This window comes from Bradyrhizobium sp. 25ACV, from assembly GCF_054863005.1.
Genome location: NZ_JAVAYO010000004.1, coordinates 157986 through 173112, shown reverse-complemented (window position 1 = coordinate 173112; position 15127 = coordinate 157986). Strand labels below are relative to the sequence as shown.

General features: G+C 63.7%; 15 protein-coding genes. 5 read left to right on the top strand and 10 right to left on the bottom strand.

Annotation, left to right across the window (positions count from 1 at the left end; translation table 11 throughout):
* Positions 1–221 precede the first annotated feature (221 nt).
* Positions 222–548 carry a hypothetical protein gene (locus tag RAD04_RS11010; protein WP_461623802.1) on the top strand — a complete coding sequence of 109 codons (327 nt, stop codon included), beginning with the start codon at positions 222–224 and terminating at the stop codon, positions 546–548.
* 785 nt (positions 549–1333) lie between these two features.
* Entirely contained in the window at positions 1334–2551 is a 1218-nt protein-coding gene (locus RAD04_RS11005; RefSeq protein ID WP_461623801.1) for a hypothetical protein, read from the top strand.
* A 10-nt stretch (positions 2552–2561) separates the two neighbouring features.
* Here the strand turns inward: RAD04_RS11005 and RAD04_RS11000 are convergent, their stop codons facing one another.
* The 3 genes from RAD04_RS11000 to RAD04_RS10990 all read right to left on the bottom strand — a co-directional run bounded on the left by RAD04_RS11000 (position 2562) and on the right by RAD04_RS10990 (position 3780).
* Complete coding sequence (locus RAD04_RS11000) at positions 2562–2798, bottom strand: hypothetical protein (RefSeq protein WP_245323214.1); 237 nt, start codon at positions 2796–2798, stop codon at positions 2562–2564.
* A gap of 232 nt (positions 2799–3030) precedes the next feature.
* Positions 3031–3447: a hypothetical protein gene (locus RAD04_RS10995; protein ID WP_028142314.1), complete on the bottom strand. Its 417-nt coding sequence runs from the start codon at positions 3445–3447 to the stop codon at positions 3031–3033.
* A gap of 42 nt (positions 3448–3489) precedes the next feature.
* Positions 3490–3780: a hypothetical protein gene (locus RAD04_RS10990; protein ID WP_461623800.1), complete on the bottom strand. Its 291-nt coding sequence runs from the start codon at positions 3778–3780 to the stop codon at positions 3490–3492.
* A gap of 973 nt (positions 3781–4753) precedes the next feature.
* Between RAD04_RS10990 and RAD04_RS10985 the strand changes: the two genes are divergently transcribed.
* The 3 genes from RAD04_RS10985 to RAD04_RS10975 all read left to right on the top strand — a co-directional run bounded on the left by RAD04_RS10985 (position 4754) and on the right by RAD04_RS10975 (position 7831).
* Positions 4754–4927 carry a hypothetical protein gene (locus RAD04_RS10985; protein WP_018317058.1) on the top strand — a complete coding sequence of 58 codons (174 nt, stop codon included), beginning with the start codon at positions 4754–4756 and terminating at the stop codon, positions 4925–4927.
* A gap of 812 nt (positions 4928–5739) precedes the next feature.
* Positions 5740–7326 carry an EAL domain-containing protein gene (locus RAD04_RS10980; protein WP_461623799.1) on the top strand — a complete coding sequence of 529 codons (1587 nt, stop codon included), beginning with the start codon at positions 5740–5742 and terminating at the stop codon, positions 7324–7326.
* Positions 7327–7465: 139 nt separating this feature from the next.
* Entirely contained in the window at positions 7466–7831 is a 366-nt protein-coding gene (locus tag RAD04_RS10975) for a VanZ family protein (protein WP_018317055.1), read from the top strand.
* Positions 7832–7876: 45 nt separating this feature from the next.
* Here the strand turns inward: RAD04_RS10975 and RAD04_RS10970 are convergent, their stop codons facing one another.
* From RAD04_RS10970 to RAD04_RS10940, 7 genes are all read right to left on the bottom strand, one after another.
* Positions 7877–8323: a CHRD domain-containing protein gene (locus RAD04_RS10970; RefSeq protein ID WP_461623798.1), complete on the bottom strand. Its 447-nt coding sequence runs from the start codon at positions 8321–8323 to the stop codon at positions 7877–7879.
* Between the two features lie 152 nt (positions 8324–8475).
* Positions 8476–8757, bottom strand: coding sequence for a hypothetical protein (locus tag RAD04_RS10965; protein ID WP_461623797.1), 282 nt, complete (start codon positions 8755–8757; stop codon positions 8476–8478).
* A 108-nt stretch (positions 8758–8865) separates the two neighbouring features.
* On the bottom strand, positions 8866–9312 hold the full coding sequence (locus RAD04_RS10960; protein WP_461623796.1) for a hypothetical protein: 447 nt from the start codon (positions 9310–9312) through the stop codon (positions 8866–8868).
* A gap of 141 nt (positions 9313–9453) precedes the next feature.
* Positions 9454–11181, bottom strand: a complete 1728-nt coding sequence (locus RAD04_RS10955; RefSeq protein ID WP_461624074.1) for a chemotaxis protein — start codon at positions 11179–11181, stop codon at positions 9454–9456.
* A 5-nt stretch (positions 11182–11186) separates the two neighbouring features.
* Positions 11187–12278 carry a protein-glutamate methylesterase/protein-glutamine glutaminase gene (locus RAD04_RS10950; RefSeq protein WP_461619385.1) on the bottom strand — a complete coding sequence of 364 codons (1092 nt, stop codon included), beginning with the start codon at positions 12276–12278 and terminating at the stop codon, positions 11187–11189.
* Positions 12279–12294: 16 nt separating this feature from the next.
* Positions 12295–13149, bottom strand: a complete 855-nt coding sequence (locus tag RAD04_RS10945) for a CheR family methyltransferase (protein WP_461623795.1) — start codon at positions 13147–13149, stop codon at positions 12295–12297.
* Positions 13150–13285: 136 nt separating this feature from the next.
* Positions 13286–15091, bottom strand: a complete 1806-nt coding sequence (locus RAD04_RS10940; protein WP_461623794.1) for a methyl-accepting chemotaxis protein — start codon at positions 15089–15091, stop codon at positions 13286–13288.
* Positions 15092–15127: the final 36 nt, after the last annotated feature.

Genomic DNA, 15127 nt, shown 5'->3' with positions numbered 1-15127 from the left:
TCCGTCGGGCAAAACAGAGGTAGGATGGCATGATCTGGAGAGAGCCGACCGGATCATGGCGCTTTCTGATATCCACATGTGATGAGCGGTCAAAGGCAAACAGCTGCGTTCCAAGACCTCGTTAAATCGTCACCGTTAGATTTCGGCATAAGCTGGTGGAGTTGCCGAGAATGCGTACAAGACCGGTATTGCTGTCAGGTGTTGTCCTCGCGGCGTCCGCCATGTCTAGCCTCGCGGCGCAGGCGAGCCCCATCTGCATCAAGGAACGGACGCCGTTCGCGTTGTCGCACGATACGGTGAAATGGACGATGTCGATCGCGCCGGGCACGGAGTGCATCCAGGGCCTGCGCTGGTCGTACATGCAGATCTTCAAGGTATCGGTCGTGAGCGGGCCATCACGGGGACAATTGGCGGTGGTCGGGTCCGGCTTCCGCTATTCGGCAGAAGCCGAGGCGCCCGGCAGCGACAAGTTCACGCTGCTGATCTCGGGCAAGAACCGTCAGGTTGCGGGGACATCGACACTGGAGGTCGAGGTCAATCCGCAATAGCCGGCCCTGGGTCTTGGCGGGTGTTCAGCGCGACTAACGGCGGCTCGAGCCACTGCCACTGCCCCGGGTTCTATTCCCGTGATAGGGTCGGGCGTATCCGCCGCCCCTCGTCACCGGGGGCTCGATCCGGCTCGGGATGTTACGCGTCGCGTTGGGCGGCGCGGGCTGCGACGGATTGACAATGGTCACGTTGCGGTTGGGCGTCGAAGGATCGTTGACGCCCTGGGCCCAGGCAGCGGCGGGCACAAGCAACGCAATGGCGATCAGAACTGGTCGTTTCATACGATATCTCCCGAGCATGAACGTCAGGGAGGCGATCACCGTTCCTTCACGGTTCGTTGGGCGGCGGCCTCAGCGGGGAACGGCAACCAGCTTGCCGTCTCGCCAGACGCCCTGGGCCGACTTTCCAGCAGGCAGCCTGCCTGAAAGGTTCCGAACGGCGGTCGGCCGCGAGGCAGCCTGATTGGTCTGCGCCTTTTTCGTAGGGGTCGTGATGATGCTGGAGCTCGTGGTGTTGGCCTGATCCTTGGTCCCTTGCGCAACGGCAGGCGAAACCAGGAAGGTCAAAACCGTGAGAACTGCTAGAACGCCGCGCATGGTCGAGCACCAGAAAGAAAAGAGAGCTTGGCGAAATGTCACAGGTTCTCGCCCAAAAGCAAGCACCTTCGAACATCGCGCGAGGCCTTTGCGGACCCGCCAATCGAAGCCAAACCGCCTCAACTCGAGACGTTTGAAGCGGAAAGACCTAGCGAAATAGCCCTATCCGGGCTACTTGATCGACCTTGATGACCGACTCCGGTGAAACTGCGGCCAACGCTCCCTCGGCGCAACAGATCAAAGCCGGGTTTATCCGTCTCCTGTCGAGCCGCATCCGCGCCGTATCCGACGATCCCCGGCAGATGCGGGAGATCGTCTATGAGCTGGCGCGCGTCAAGCTTCTGGAGCAATTCACGCATGCCGATGCGCGGGAATCGCGCGAGTTTCAGCAAGTCCTCGAACGTGCTATCAAGGAGGTCGAGCGTTCCTTCGAGCGTAGCGCCGCGTCCGAGCCGCAAAAAATTGTCGCGGCAACCGACGTTCCGGTCCCGCCCCCGGGCCATACCCCCGCTCCCCCGCCCATTCCGATGTCGTCAGCCGTTTCGGCTTCGCCGCCTGCTGCGAAGGACGCGGGAGCACCGCGCCGTCCCGTGGCTTCGCCGCGATCGCCGGATCAACCCAAACGCAGCGGCGCCTTCACTTTTCCGGTTCGACTGGCCGGCATTCTCCTGCTCATGGCCGGCGCCAGCAGCGCGGTGATCTATTGGCCGCGTTTGAGGACACAGGTGTCCGCACTGTCACAATTGGTGCTGCCATCCGAGCGCGCGCCGGGCACCCCCGAGCCCCGGCCGGCCACCGCCCCGACCCCGTCGGAGAGCGCGAGTGTCGAACGATCGCCCGACAGCGCAAAGGAGCCGGCACCCCCTGCACACCCCTCCATGCCTTTGCCGACAACCTTCGGCGTCTACGCGCTGAACGAGGGGCAACTCCAGGAACTGAAGCCGGTCCCCGGAAAGATTCCAGACCGCCGCGTTGCGATCTCGGCGGCCATCAACACGCCGAGTGCAACGACCCTGACAAGCGGAGATGTCCACTTCATCGTGTTCAGACCGGACGGAAGCATTGAGGCAAGCGTGACCGAGGTTCGAGTCGTCGCGAAGGTGTCCCGGTCAATGGGCGTCGATGCCTCCGGCAAGGCCGCCATCGTCAACGCGGGCGATTCCTGGGTCATTCGCAGCATGTCCTACCCCTACAAAGTGGGGCCGGTCGAGGATCAGCAGAGGATGCTGTTGCTGCAACCGGAGCAGGACGGCTTCACGCTTTCGCCGGGTCGCTACATCGTCGTCGTCAAAGGCATCGGCTACGATTTCACGGTGGCAGGGACGATCACCGATCCCAACCAATGCGTCGAACGCATCAACGCGGCGAACGGCGCGTTCTATTCTCCCTGCCCGCCGCCGCGTTAGTCGACGGCCGCTACTTGCTGGGCTTGCCGTCCTTGGCCGCCTCCGCCGGCGCGTCGTCGACCTTACCGTTGTTCGCGACGCACTTTTGGAAGTATGCGCGCTGATCCTTGGCCGTTCCCTTGGCACTCCCGGCCGCCGGATTGCCGATTTGCCTGGGCGGAAACGCCTTGGCCACCGCCGCTTCGCATGCGCGCGCCACTTCGGCAGTGATGGCCGACGCCGTCGCCGGCGCAGCCAACGTCAACACGCATGCCAATCCAACCAACCTTCGCATATTCCTGACCGGCACCTTGCTGCTCCCTCGAAGCGTGAATGCTTGCCGGGACCATAGCAAAAAGGATCGACGCGCCAAACGGCAAAGCGGCGCCGAATTGTCACGCGGTCTGCCCTGTGTGTGGCAGGGCTATCGCATAGGACTCTCGGCAACGGCCTGAGCGCACGCCTCGTCCTTCGAGCCGCAGACCGCGCTGTCCTCAATACTAGCTGTTGAGCTGCGGCGGCTTGAAATTCGGAAAACGCGTGAGCATTGCGGTCTTGACGAACTTCAAGTGAGCAATGGTGCTTGCCAGCTCCTTGAGCCGCCGCTGGCCATTGGAGATGTCCGCCGCGAAGAGATCCTGGTGATGGTTGTCGAGCGCCTCTCGCTCGAGATACTCATCGGTGCCATTTCCGAAGGTGACGGATGCACGCGCCAGCGCGTCATCGACACGTCGACTGAGCCCGACCTGCTCCCTCTCCGCATCTCGTAGCGCGGTGTCAATGGCGACCATGACGGCGTCGACCCTCGCGCGGTCCGTCTCCGCATCACGCTCGGCGGAGCGGGCTTTGAAGCCCTTGTCCTCACGGCGGGAGCCGAGGAGGTTGTGTGCGCGTGCTCTCAGGAACAGCTGAAACATGTGGGCCATCCCCATTTTCGAGATCTAAGCCGCTACCATCGGTCAGGCATAGTTAACAAAGCCTAAATCCTGCGTCCGCCCCGCCTGGCTTTGTGCGATCCAGGCCCGCCAGGCTCCTTCGTGCTTGGAATAGAGTTCGAGCCACCGAATGTCGTCAACCGAGGCCGCTCCCGTGCCTGCGCGGGTTTCGGCCACGATTTGCACCGTCTCCTTCGGTGCAAGGTCCAGCGCCTCGAATTCCGCCGTCTCCTCCAGCGAAAGGCCTATCAGAACACGATGCCCTTGCGCGTCAACAAAATATCTGCGCGGGGCATTCTGCCGTTGATCAATCATTTGAATGACCCTCGCTCATGATCCAAGGACCTGGAAGATCTCTCAGATGCCGGCCATAGCTACAAACAAACGCAATCAAAATAAGAGCGCAAGTCGTCGCGCCCAGCAACGCAATCAGCCACGTCATCTACGCCTACCCGCGCGCGCCCTCCGGAAACAGAGGGCCCGAACTCGCAATGAACTGATCCGTCTTAGGTTGCCTTTCCTGGGCCCTCAAGGACGGCGACAGATTAACCTAACCGCACATGGTTATTTCGACTTCGCCACGACCATGGGGCAGCACGCGTGCGGCCCCGCGGTTACGATGGCCGCTGGGTACGACCGGCTTCCATCGAGGCAGGGGTATAGGGTGCATAAAGACGATATCGTGCCGATCGCTTCCGCGAGCGCCACGCTCGTACGGCATAGCCGCAGCCAAAACCCGCTGCGAAAATCGAAATCAAAACCAAAGCAGCTAACATTGGAATATTCCCACGTTTGCCGGAACGTTCCTCCCGCGCTCATTTTCATCTTTTCGTTGTGTCGACTTCAAGATCGTCGCCGCTGAAACTTTTGTCAGACGAAGATGAAGTTTGTGCAACGTGATGCTCGAAGATTGATCGGCACGCGAGGGCACGGAGCGCGGAGAAGAGACTCCAGTTCTTTTTACCAGAACTCGCCACGCCGACACCATGAACCCTCGTTCATCGTGGCGCTTCAGACGTCGACTGGCACGGATGAGACCGCTGTCGGAGGGCGCGCATCGGATTCGCCAGCGAAACACCGTGGTTATACGGAGCGCCGCGCATCGATTTCATCGCGGTAAGGTTGAGCAGTTAGCTTAATCCGCGTTGTTTGTTGCGAAGTCTCACCGATCGCATATCCATCTCGCACCGGGCTCCCCCAAGCCCGGCCCCACCCAAGCAAAGCCGTCGAGCGAACATGGGTCGCTTGGCGGCTTTGTCGTTGTGTCGACAAGAGGATGATTTCGGTTATGGCGCGCAAGCCCTGGTCGTTCAAAGAAGACCGCCGGCTCATGGAGCTGGCCAAGTCTTCGGCTTCGCTGGAAGAGGCGGCGAAAGTTCTCGGACGCTCGCCTGATGCGATCAAGCGCATGGCCTTGCGGCTTGGTCTTTCGCTGAAGCCGAAGACGGGCAAAAAGAGCTAGCCTCGGAAAGGCGACGGTGCTCGCCTTGAGCTCCGCAGCACGACCTCCCGCGCTGCGTGAAGACGACCGACCTCACTGATGGGGCCAGCAGGTCGCTGCAAAAGACTCAGAGGTCACGCCTCCGCAGATGCGGGCGTCAGCCTACAGTCTTTCGAGACAGAGTAATCATGACTTGGTCTCGCCGGGACGGAACCAGACCTACGTTCGGGTGTTAGTTCGAATCTCACAGCGAGGTCTGGCAGTGCTCCACTTTGCCATTTCCGCGGTTTTGGTTTGGCTGGCGATCAACATCGCCTTCGTGGTGCTTCGGCTGCGGGCCGCCGGTGATCCCGCAGCGCCCCGCACCGACAGGTCAGGCAGAGCTTATCCAGAGGCCGTCTCCCCGCGCCCCCGATGAGCGCGACCAAGCCTGACCTAGTTGCGCGTCTTCTTCTGGGACCCCATCCCAGGGCTCGTTCCATAGTTGGGTGTCCCCGTCCCCTTGAAAGCTCCGCCCATGCTGTCCGAACCGGAATTCGTCGCCGTGCCGCTGCGGGAGGTGGGCTGAGTGCCCGATGGCTGGTCTTTGGTTCCCTGCGCCCAGGCCGCGGAACTTCCGACGACGAACGACAGGAGGAGGAGGCTTAACGTCCTGATCATACTGCTCAACTTTCCATGCTCGGGCCGCACGACATCAGTCAGCCAACCCCTCGGTAGCCCTTCCGGACCGTCCGCCCGTTAAACCCTATCTTAGCCCCCGCTGGCTACAATCAATTCCCAAAATCAGTTCCAAGATCAGTCACCAAGCCTCTCCTGAATTTCGCCTGGACCGGATGAGATTGCAGCGGCCGAACCTCTCGTTTGCGGCGCTCGTTGTTGCGAGCACGATGGCGTTCGGGCTGGCGGGCCATTTTGCGGCAGACGGCGTCATTCGCCACCAGCAGGCGCACCAACTGAACGAGCTGACCGAGGTCGTTCTGCGCCGCTCCGAATTTGCGGTCGATTTCGCCGCGGCCAGCCTCGATGAACTCACCAAGCGTGATCTTGCCAGCTGCGCGCCGGCAGCGCTGCAAGCCATCCGGCTCCACGTCTATCAGCGCTCGGCGATCAAGGACGTCCGTCTCGTCAACCCGGACGGATCGGTGATCTGCTCGGCCTATTCCGAGACGCTCGAGTTCGACAAGGGATGGGCGGATCGGCGCGACATGCTGCCCTCACACGACAAGAGGCTCTCGCTGTTCCGCGTGGAGCAGTTCGGCGGCGACGCGTTGGGCGTGCTCAAGGACGTCAATCGCAGCTCCGCGCTGGTCGCCATCGTCGGCATCAACGCTGGCCTGTTCGATCTCATGCCCGCCGAGTTGCGCGCGCACAGCGAGGTGATCCTCGCCTTGAGCAATGGCGAGAAGCTCGGCGAATTCCGGCTCGATGCCGACAGGCCCCTGCCAGGGCCGATCAGCTTCGACAGGCATTCCACGCGCTTCCCGCTTCACGCCACGATACGGCTCGAGCACGCCGTGCTTTCGAGCTGGAACAGCGAGGCGTATTGGCCGGCGCTCGCAGTGGCCCTTGGGCTTGGTGCACTGTTCGGCATCCTGCTGGCACGCAGCCGCCGGATGGAAGGGCCGGTCGCCGATCTCGATCGCGGCCTCGCGGGCGGCGAATTCAAGCCCTACTACCAACCCATCTTCGAGCTCAGGACCGGCCAGATCACGGGCTGCGAGATTCTGGCGCGCTGGGTTCGTCGGGACGGCTCGGTGGTGCCGCCGATGAACTTCATTCCGCTCGCCGAATCCAGCGGACGCATCCAGGTGATGACCTGGCAGATCCTGAAATCGGCGCTCGCCGACTTGCAGGGCGTGCTGAAGGCGGACAAGACCTTCAAGATGTCCGTGAATGTCGTGCCCAAACACCTGCTGAGTGCCGGCTTCGTCGAGACGCTCCGTCGCACGGTCCTGGCGGCGAGAATCTCCGCACGCCAGATCGTGGTCGAGGTCACCGAACGCGACGAACTCGACGATCTCGCGCACGCCGCGACCGTCGTGGCCGAGCTGCGCGACCATGGCTTCCGCGTCGCGATCGACGACGTCGGCGTGGGTCACAGCGGCCTGTCGCGGCTGAAGGGGCTCGGCGCCAACACGATCAAGATCGACAAGTTCTTCGTCGACACCATCACCGTGGATGCATCGACCACGACGATCGTCGAGATGTTGGTCGCGCTGGCCAAGGACTTCCGCATGACGGTCGTCGCGGAAGGAATCGAGACCGAGGAGCAGCGCCGCGCCCTGATCGCCTCCGGCGTCGAGGAAGGACAGGGCTATCTCGTCGCCGCACCGCTGCCCTTTGCGAAATTCAGCGAGCTGGTCGATTCACGCCGCCACTCCGCATCCGCAGCGCCGGCCGGCGGCGTCCTGGTGGCCTGACCATCTTCGCCGGACTGCCTCCGGGCCGGCGATGGCGGGCAGGTTTTGGGCGGCCCGCGCCCTCGGAAGAACGACGAGGCGCTTTAACGATGTTCTCGTCTTTCGAAGCGGAATGGCCCTCGAGCGGCTATGGTAGGCCATGCGTCGAAATCACCTCATCGCAGCCGCGGGAATCTGCCTTGCCCTCATCGCCTATGCCACCTTGGCAAGGCTGGCGGGACGGCCGGCGCTGATGGGTCATCACGAGGCCTACTGGATCGTCGTCATCGAGCGCTTCAGCGCCTATGGCCTGTTGGGCTTCCTGCTCGCCTTCCTGTTGCCCGGCCGGCTCGCTTTGGCCTGCTCGCTCGTCATCGCAGTCGCGATGGGGCTGGAAGTCCTGCAAACGCTGACCCCCGATCGTGATCCGGGTTTCCTGGACGTGCTGCAAAAGGCGGCAGGAGGCACCGTCGGTGTCATCCTCGCCCAGACGATCCTGGCGTTCTTGCCTCGGCCGCCAGCCTGAGGCCCACGGCGCTGACAAATTCTTCAGCGCCACGGCGACATTCCCCTACTTCATCATCTGCCCGCGCAATTCGCCGCCTGGGTTCGCGGCCGTATGAATGTTCGCGTACCATTTGCCGGCCAATAGATCCGCCGCCTGGGCATCCGTGAGCGTGGCGCTGCCCTGGATAGGACTCTGGACCGTCTTGAAGGGCAAAGCGATGCCGGCGTTCTTGCCCGCATCACTGGGGCCATGAAAATGCGCCCCCATCGCCGGACCAGTCAGATTGGCAAACGTAATCGTATAGGTCAGGACTTTGGTCTGGGTGTCGAACGCGGCCTCCGCCTTGCCCGAACCGGACGAGCCGTTCGGAGGCACTTCATTGCTGCCCTTGAGGTCGGCCTGCAGCTTGACGACCTCCGCACGTGACGGCGCGATTGTGACGATCAGCAGCCCACCAAGCATCACCGTTCCCAATAGCGTCACGCCGACCCGATACTTGGCTTTCCTCATGGCATTCTCCTACGGGCTCTACGACCCGATGCGGTTGAAACCCCGGCCCCGGCTTGAAATTCCGGCGACGAGTCTATGCCTGATTCGCGAAAAGCTGGCGGGGATCCACCGGTGGCGCGTGGAACGATCTGCGGGGTCTGACGCCAAGCGAGCTAGGCTGCCCCGCGCTCGCGGAACCCGGTCGGGGCCAGGAGTTCGGCCATCTGCCTGTGCGTGCTCTGGAGCGCCTCGATGGCGCCGTCGAGATCGAAATCCGCTTCGCGGATTGAGGCGAAGAACTTGGCCGTCAGCGCCAGGTCAAGCTTGACGCGCGTTGTGCCGTCGCGGCTCTTGCGACGGTCGAGCGACAGATGGATGGCCCGCATTCTGGCTTCTGTCGGCGTACAGCCGCTGAGTGTCGCCAGTTCGTCGTATGTCATCCAGATCTGAGGCATGGTCTCGTCCGTCCTTTATTGCCGCCTCATCCTAGCTTTCCGCGCCTGAATGCACCGTTGCCGCGGCGCAGTCCAAGCCCGTTTCGCTGCGATAGCGTCAACGCAAGACTAAGATGCGGGAGGCCTGGAAGGCGCAGGAAATTGGCGCGGCCGCGAACGGCTGTCGAGACCCTTGGGCAATTTGTCATTGAGCTTCACGACGGCGCCTCGCGCCTCCACAACCGGCGCATCTTCCTGGCTGTAGATCAGCGTCACCTCGAACATCACGTCGGGCGCTTCCCTGGCCGTTCCGGAGCAGGTCGCCATCGCACCGCTGCACACGCCGGCGAGGCTGACTTCGACCTCGTCCAGACCGAACACGGTCGGCGGCCCCTCGGCATAGCGCCGCGTGGTCAGGACGGCCGTGAAGCGCTGATCGTCATCGAACCGATACGAGCCGCCATAGGTGAAGAAGCTGTCGCTGCCGGAGATCCGTCCGTCCGTCAGATGCACGATACCCGTGCCCTGGCCGCGCGGGGTCCTGAACCAGGCCGCGTATTTGCCGTCTCGCATCATGGAAATGTCCGCCGTAAAATTCACTGGTATTTGCAACTAACTCTGGGGCGCGACAATGACCGACGCGGCGAGTATTCCGCGACGGTTAACGCCCTGCAAAGCCGACCCGTCAAATTGCCGCCGCAGCACGTGGCGACGCAATCAAAACAATTCTATGCCGTCATCCGCAGTCTCGACCGCCTCGACCCGGCGCGTGGCGGCGATCGATGCCAGTCCGAGCGCTTGCAGGAACTCGCGATGAACGTCCCGCTCACGCTCCATCGTGTAGCGCGCGAAGAGATCGTCGAGGATCGCCTGATCCTGCAGCTCCGGCTGTAGCCGCTGCACGCCCGCGCTCGCAGTCTCGAGCCGCGTGGCGACCGCAGGCAAGGCTGCGGAGCTTTCGCCGAGCCTGGTCATCTGACCCTGGGCCGAATTCATCAGCCGCTCGAATTCCGCGCCTTCGTCGACGAGCCGGCTCATCAGCTTGCCGAGCCGTTCGTTGCCCGCCTCGACCTCGCGCAGCGCCTGAAGGATTTGCGGCTCGAGCTTGGCAAGCTGGGTGGGATCACCCTGCACGCGGAGCTCCTTCAGCTCATTGGCCGAGCGCTCGATCCCGTCGAGCACGGGCCTCAGGCGCACGGCCCCCGCGGAGACCTGGTCGGCGGTCGCCTTGAGCTCGTTGGCGATGACGACGAAGGCACTGCCGCGGCTGCCGAGATGGCTCGCCTTGAGGCCGGCATTCATTCCGATCAGCGTGATGTCGACAGTCGCTTCGGCAAGCCCGGCGATCGCCTGGCGAAATTTCGTCAGCGTGTCCTCGACGATCGCGAGCGCCTCGTCGACCGAGCGGCCGGCACTCTCGCAGGTGGCGATCAGGGTCGATGCGTGCGCCAGCGTCTGCTTGATGCGCGTCAGGAACGACGACGAGCCGCCCTCCTCGCCGCCGAACAGCGTGCGGCCGTGGCCGACGACGCTGCCAGCATCGTGCAGGATGGCCGTCAGTGCGCCGACGATCTGGCCGACGTCGCCGCCGAACTCGCGCTGGGCATCCCTGAGCTGGGCCGCCTGCAACCGGCATATTGCACCCACGCCGTCATCGCTTGGCACCGTTTCAGGAACGAGGCTCGGCGCTGATTCCGACACAAGGCCGAGGCCGTGGGACACGTGCTCGAGACGCTGACGCGTGCTGTCGCCCGCCTGCAGCGAGACGATCGCGCTGCCGACCGCCTCGGCGATCTTCCTGGTGCTGGCACTGGCGCGATCGGCCAGATGGCTGCTCTTGCTGCGCTGGTCACGTATTCCGGAATAGGCCGCGCCGAGCTCGGCGCTCTCCGACATCAGTTGGGCCCGGTACCGGCTCTCGAACTCCTTCTGCCGGCCGGAGGCGGTGGCAACCGCCTCGGACAGGCGCTGCTGGTCCCGCGCGCAGCCTTCGATCGAGCGCTGCACGGCCCTGCCGAGATCGTAGGCTTCCTGGGTGAAGGCGAGAAAGCCCTCGCGGTCGCCGTCGAGCGAGGCCGCCTCGATCCGCGCGCTACGCGCGATGATGGTGATCATCTGGATGTGCTTGAACAGCGGCTTGAGTAGCGAGGACGCCTCCGCCGTGCTCTTGCCGATCGTCTCCAGCAGGGCGCTCTCCGCCGGCAGCGCCTGCGCCAGCTCGCTGAGCCTCGCGGCGATCTCCTGCAGCGCCGTTGCCGCACCCTCGATCTCGGCGCCGGAGAGCTCACCCGAGAGCGTAGCTAAGCCCTGGTTCAGCTCCTTGAAGATGAGGTGGCCGCGTCCGAGCTCGTGACCGACGCGCGCGAAGACGTCCTCGATGCGCGAGGAGACGTCCTCGATCGCGGTGGTTGCCTCGGTGAGCGTGTTGGCCGGAACGGGCGACATGGCCATCAACCCGCCACCGCGGCGTGCCCGGCCTGATACCAGAGCATGATCTCGCGCGGGATGTGATGCAGCGAAACGACCTTCTCGACACCGCCATGGGCGATGGCTTCCTTGGGCATGCCGAACACCACGCAGCTCTCTTCGTCCTGCGCCCGCGTCGAGGCGCCGAGCTTGCGCATCTCCAGCATTCCGCGCGCGCCGTCGTCGCCCATGCCGGTCATGATGACGCCGAGCGCGTTGGCGCCGGCGTGCTGGGCCGCCGAGCGGAACAACACGTCGACCGAGGGGCGATGCCGCGACACCGGCGGGCCGTCCTTGATCGCGATCTGGTAGCGCAGGCCGATGCGCTGGAGCAGCATGTGGCGGGCGCCGGGCGCGATATAGGCGCAGCCCGGCAGCACCGGCTCGCCGTCCTCGGCCTCCTTGACCCTGATCTGGCAGACGCCGTCGAGACGCTTGGCAAAGGCCGCGGTGAAGCCTGCCGGCATATGCTGGACGATGACGATCGGCGGACAGTGCGGCGGCAGCATCTCGAGGACGTCGTTGAGCGCCTCGGTCCCGCCGGTCGATGCTCCGATGCAGACGATGCGCTCCGTCGTCGGCCGGACCCTGCCCTGCACCGGCGGCGGGATGATGGCGTCGGCGGTCAGCTTCTTCTCGATGGCCCGGCGTTCCGCACGCGGCCGCACCCGCGCGCGCGCAGCCGACTTCACCGCCTCGCGCAGCCGCGTCGAGCATTCGAGCAACGCCAGGCGCGTGTCGATCTTCGGCTTCGGCACGATATCGACCGCGCCCGCCTCGAACGCCTCGAACATCACGTTCGAGCCCTCTTCGGTCAGCGAGGAGCAGATGATCACCGGGATCGGGCGTTGCGCCATGATCTTGCGCAGGAACGTCATGCCGTCCATGCGCGGCATTTCCAGGTCGAGGATCATGACGTCGGGAATCTCGTCCTGGAGACGCTTCGCCGCCACGAACGGATCGGAGGCCGTTGCCATCACCTCGATATCGGGGTCCTCGTTGAGGATCGTCTGCAGGATTTGGCGCACCGACGCCGAATCGTCCACGATCAGCACGCGAACCTTCTCCCTCGGCATCTTGGTTTCGCTCCGGCTAGACCTGGAAAATGGTTGGCTGAACCTGCTTCAGCCCGGGCACGGCACTGTGAATCATCGATTCCGAATGTCCGACCAGCAAATAGCCGCCCGGACGCAAATGGCTGCACAATTGCTCGACCACCTTGCGCTGGGTCTCGCGTTCGAAATAGATCAGGACGTTGCGGCAGAAGATGATGTCGACGTCACGATCGACCGGATAGGACTTGTCCATGAGGTTCATCCTCATGAAATGTGTCGCGCCCCGCAGCTCGGGTACGACCCGCACCTCACCGCGCGACTTGTCCCGCGACGTCGAAAAATATCGTTTCACGAATTGCTCCGGCACCGGGCCGAGCACGTCGCGGGTGTATATCGCCGTCTTGGCGAGGCGCAGCACCGCGGTCGAGATGTCGGTCCCGAGAATGCGGTACTGGAAGCGCGAGCCGTTCCGCGTCATGTCGTCCAGCACCATCGCGGTGGTGTAGGCCTCCATGCCCGTGGAGCTCGCCGAGCTCCAGATCTTCAGGTTCGCGTTCTTGCGTCCATGCGACTTGAGCAGGCCGGGAATCGCGACGTCGCGCATGAAGGTGAAGTGCTGCGGCTCGCGGAAGAAGTCGGTCTTGTTGGTCGTCACCACATCGATGAGATGGGTGAGCTCGGTATCGAAATGATCGGCCTCAAACAGGGTCTCGACATATTCGTTGAGACCGGTGAAGTTGAGCGCGCGGACGCGCTTGTGCAGCCGCCCCTCCAACATCAGCCGCTTGCCCTGCGGCAGCTTGATGCCGACCTGGCCCTCGATCAGTTCGGCAATGGTGCGGAAGTGGCGGTCCGACAGATGCACGGCCGTATCCTGTACGGCGGGCATCATGGCCACCGGCCCCGGTCCGCGACGGCCACCTGCACTGAATGTCGGGCCGTACGGGCCATCTCGAATCCTACGCGTTTAAACAACCGCTGAAAGAAGACCGGTCCACCGTCCCAGGGCAGACCGGCCCGCAAAAGTCCTAGCGCTGGAAATCGGCGTCCCGATCATCCTCGCCGTCATGCATGTCGAACGCAAAGCCGCCGCCACCGGCAACCTTCACGGCGCGCGCCGGCCGGGCCTGCACGACCTTTTTCGCCGGACGCTCGGCAGCCGCCATGGTGGCCGCCTTGGCGCGCAATTGGCTCACCGCCCGGTCGATCGGCGCCGGCGTCTGGCTCTTGGCGCCATGCTCGATGCGGAAATAGGCGATGGTGGACTGAAGCTGTTCGGCCTGCGAAGCGAGCTCCTCCGAGGTCGAGGACACCTGCTCGGAGGCGCTGGCGTTCTGCTGACCGACCTTGTCGAGCTGCTGGATCGCCTGGTTGATCTGGGCCGAGCCGACGTCCTGCTCGCGGCAGGCCGCGGTGATCTCCTCGACCAGCTCGGCGGTCTTCTTAATGTCAGGGACCAGCTTGGAGAGCATCGCGCCGGCCTCCTGTGCCACCTTGACGGTGTCGGCCGAGAGCGTGCCGATCTCGGCCGCGGCGGCCTGGCTGCGCTCGGCGAGCTTGCGCACCTCGGAGGCGACCACCGCAAAGCCCTTGCCATGCTCGCCGGCGCGCGCGGCCTCGACCGCGGCGTTGAGCGCGAGCAGATCGGTCTGGCGTGCGATCTCCTGCACGATCGTGATCTTCTCGGCGATGGTCTGCATCGCGTTGACGGCGCGGCCGACCGCGGCACCGCTGGCTTCGGCGTCCTTGGCCGACTGCGCGGCGATCTTCTCGGTCTGATTGGCGTTATCGGCATTCTGCTTCACGTTGGAGGCCATCTCCTCCATCGAGGAGGAGGCTTCCTCCGCGGACGAAGCCTGCTCGGTCGCGCCCTGCGAGAGCTGCTCGGCGCTGGCCGAGAGCTCCTGGCTGCCGGCGGAGACGTTCTGCGCCGCGGTCAGAGCTTCAGACACGATCTGGCGAAGCTTCTCCACCATGCGCTCGAGCGCGAGGCCCAGCGTGTCCTTGTCCGACAGCGGCTTGGCTTCGATCGTGAGGTTGCCCTGCGCGATCTCGTTGGCGACGGCCGCGGTGGCGTTCAGATTGGCGGTCATCGCGTTCAGAGATTTCACGAGATCGCCGATCTCGTCGTTGCTGGAAGCATCGATCTTGTGGCTGAGATCGCCGATCGCGACGGCATCCGCCAGCCCGACCGCCTTGGCGAGGGACCGGCTGATATTGATCGAGATCCAGACTGCGCCAATCGCGGCAACGATGAGCGAGACGATGACGAGGACGATCAGAACCAACTGGGCGCGACGGCTGTCTTCGTTGGACTGCACGGCCTGCTCGGCCATCTGCCTCTTCGTATTGGCGACATAGGCTCCCATCGCCTCGGTCGCATCTGCAACTACCTTGCGCCCGTCACCCATCGAGCGCTCGGTTGCCTTGGTCTTATCGGTCTTTGCCAGCCTGATCGTCTCTTCCTGATAGACGTTCATTCTGGCGTAGGCGCTGGCGAAGTTGTCGAGCAGCTTCTTGCCGCCTTCGCTGGCCATCGCATAGACCTCGTCCCTGATCTTCGTGGCCTCGTCGCGGAGCTTGGCCGCGTTCACCGCGAATTCCTCGGCCTCGCTTGCCGTTCCCAGAATTGCGTTCTTTTCCGCCCTGACCTGCTGCCAGATGATCTTTTCGACCTCGGCTGCTTTTTCCATCCGCTTGGCGCGAAGCACCATGGAATCTGCGGTCGCGGCCATGTCGGACAACTTCATGTAGCTCACTGCGCCTGCTATCATGAACAGAAGAATGACGACGCCAAACGCGCTGGCGAGCTTGGCTTTGACGGTGAATCTCATTTTCAGTCTCGTTGGTTCGAATTGGGGGGCTTACGC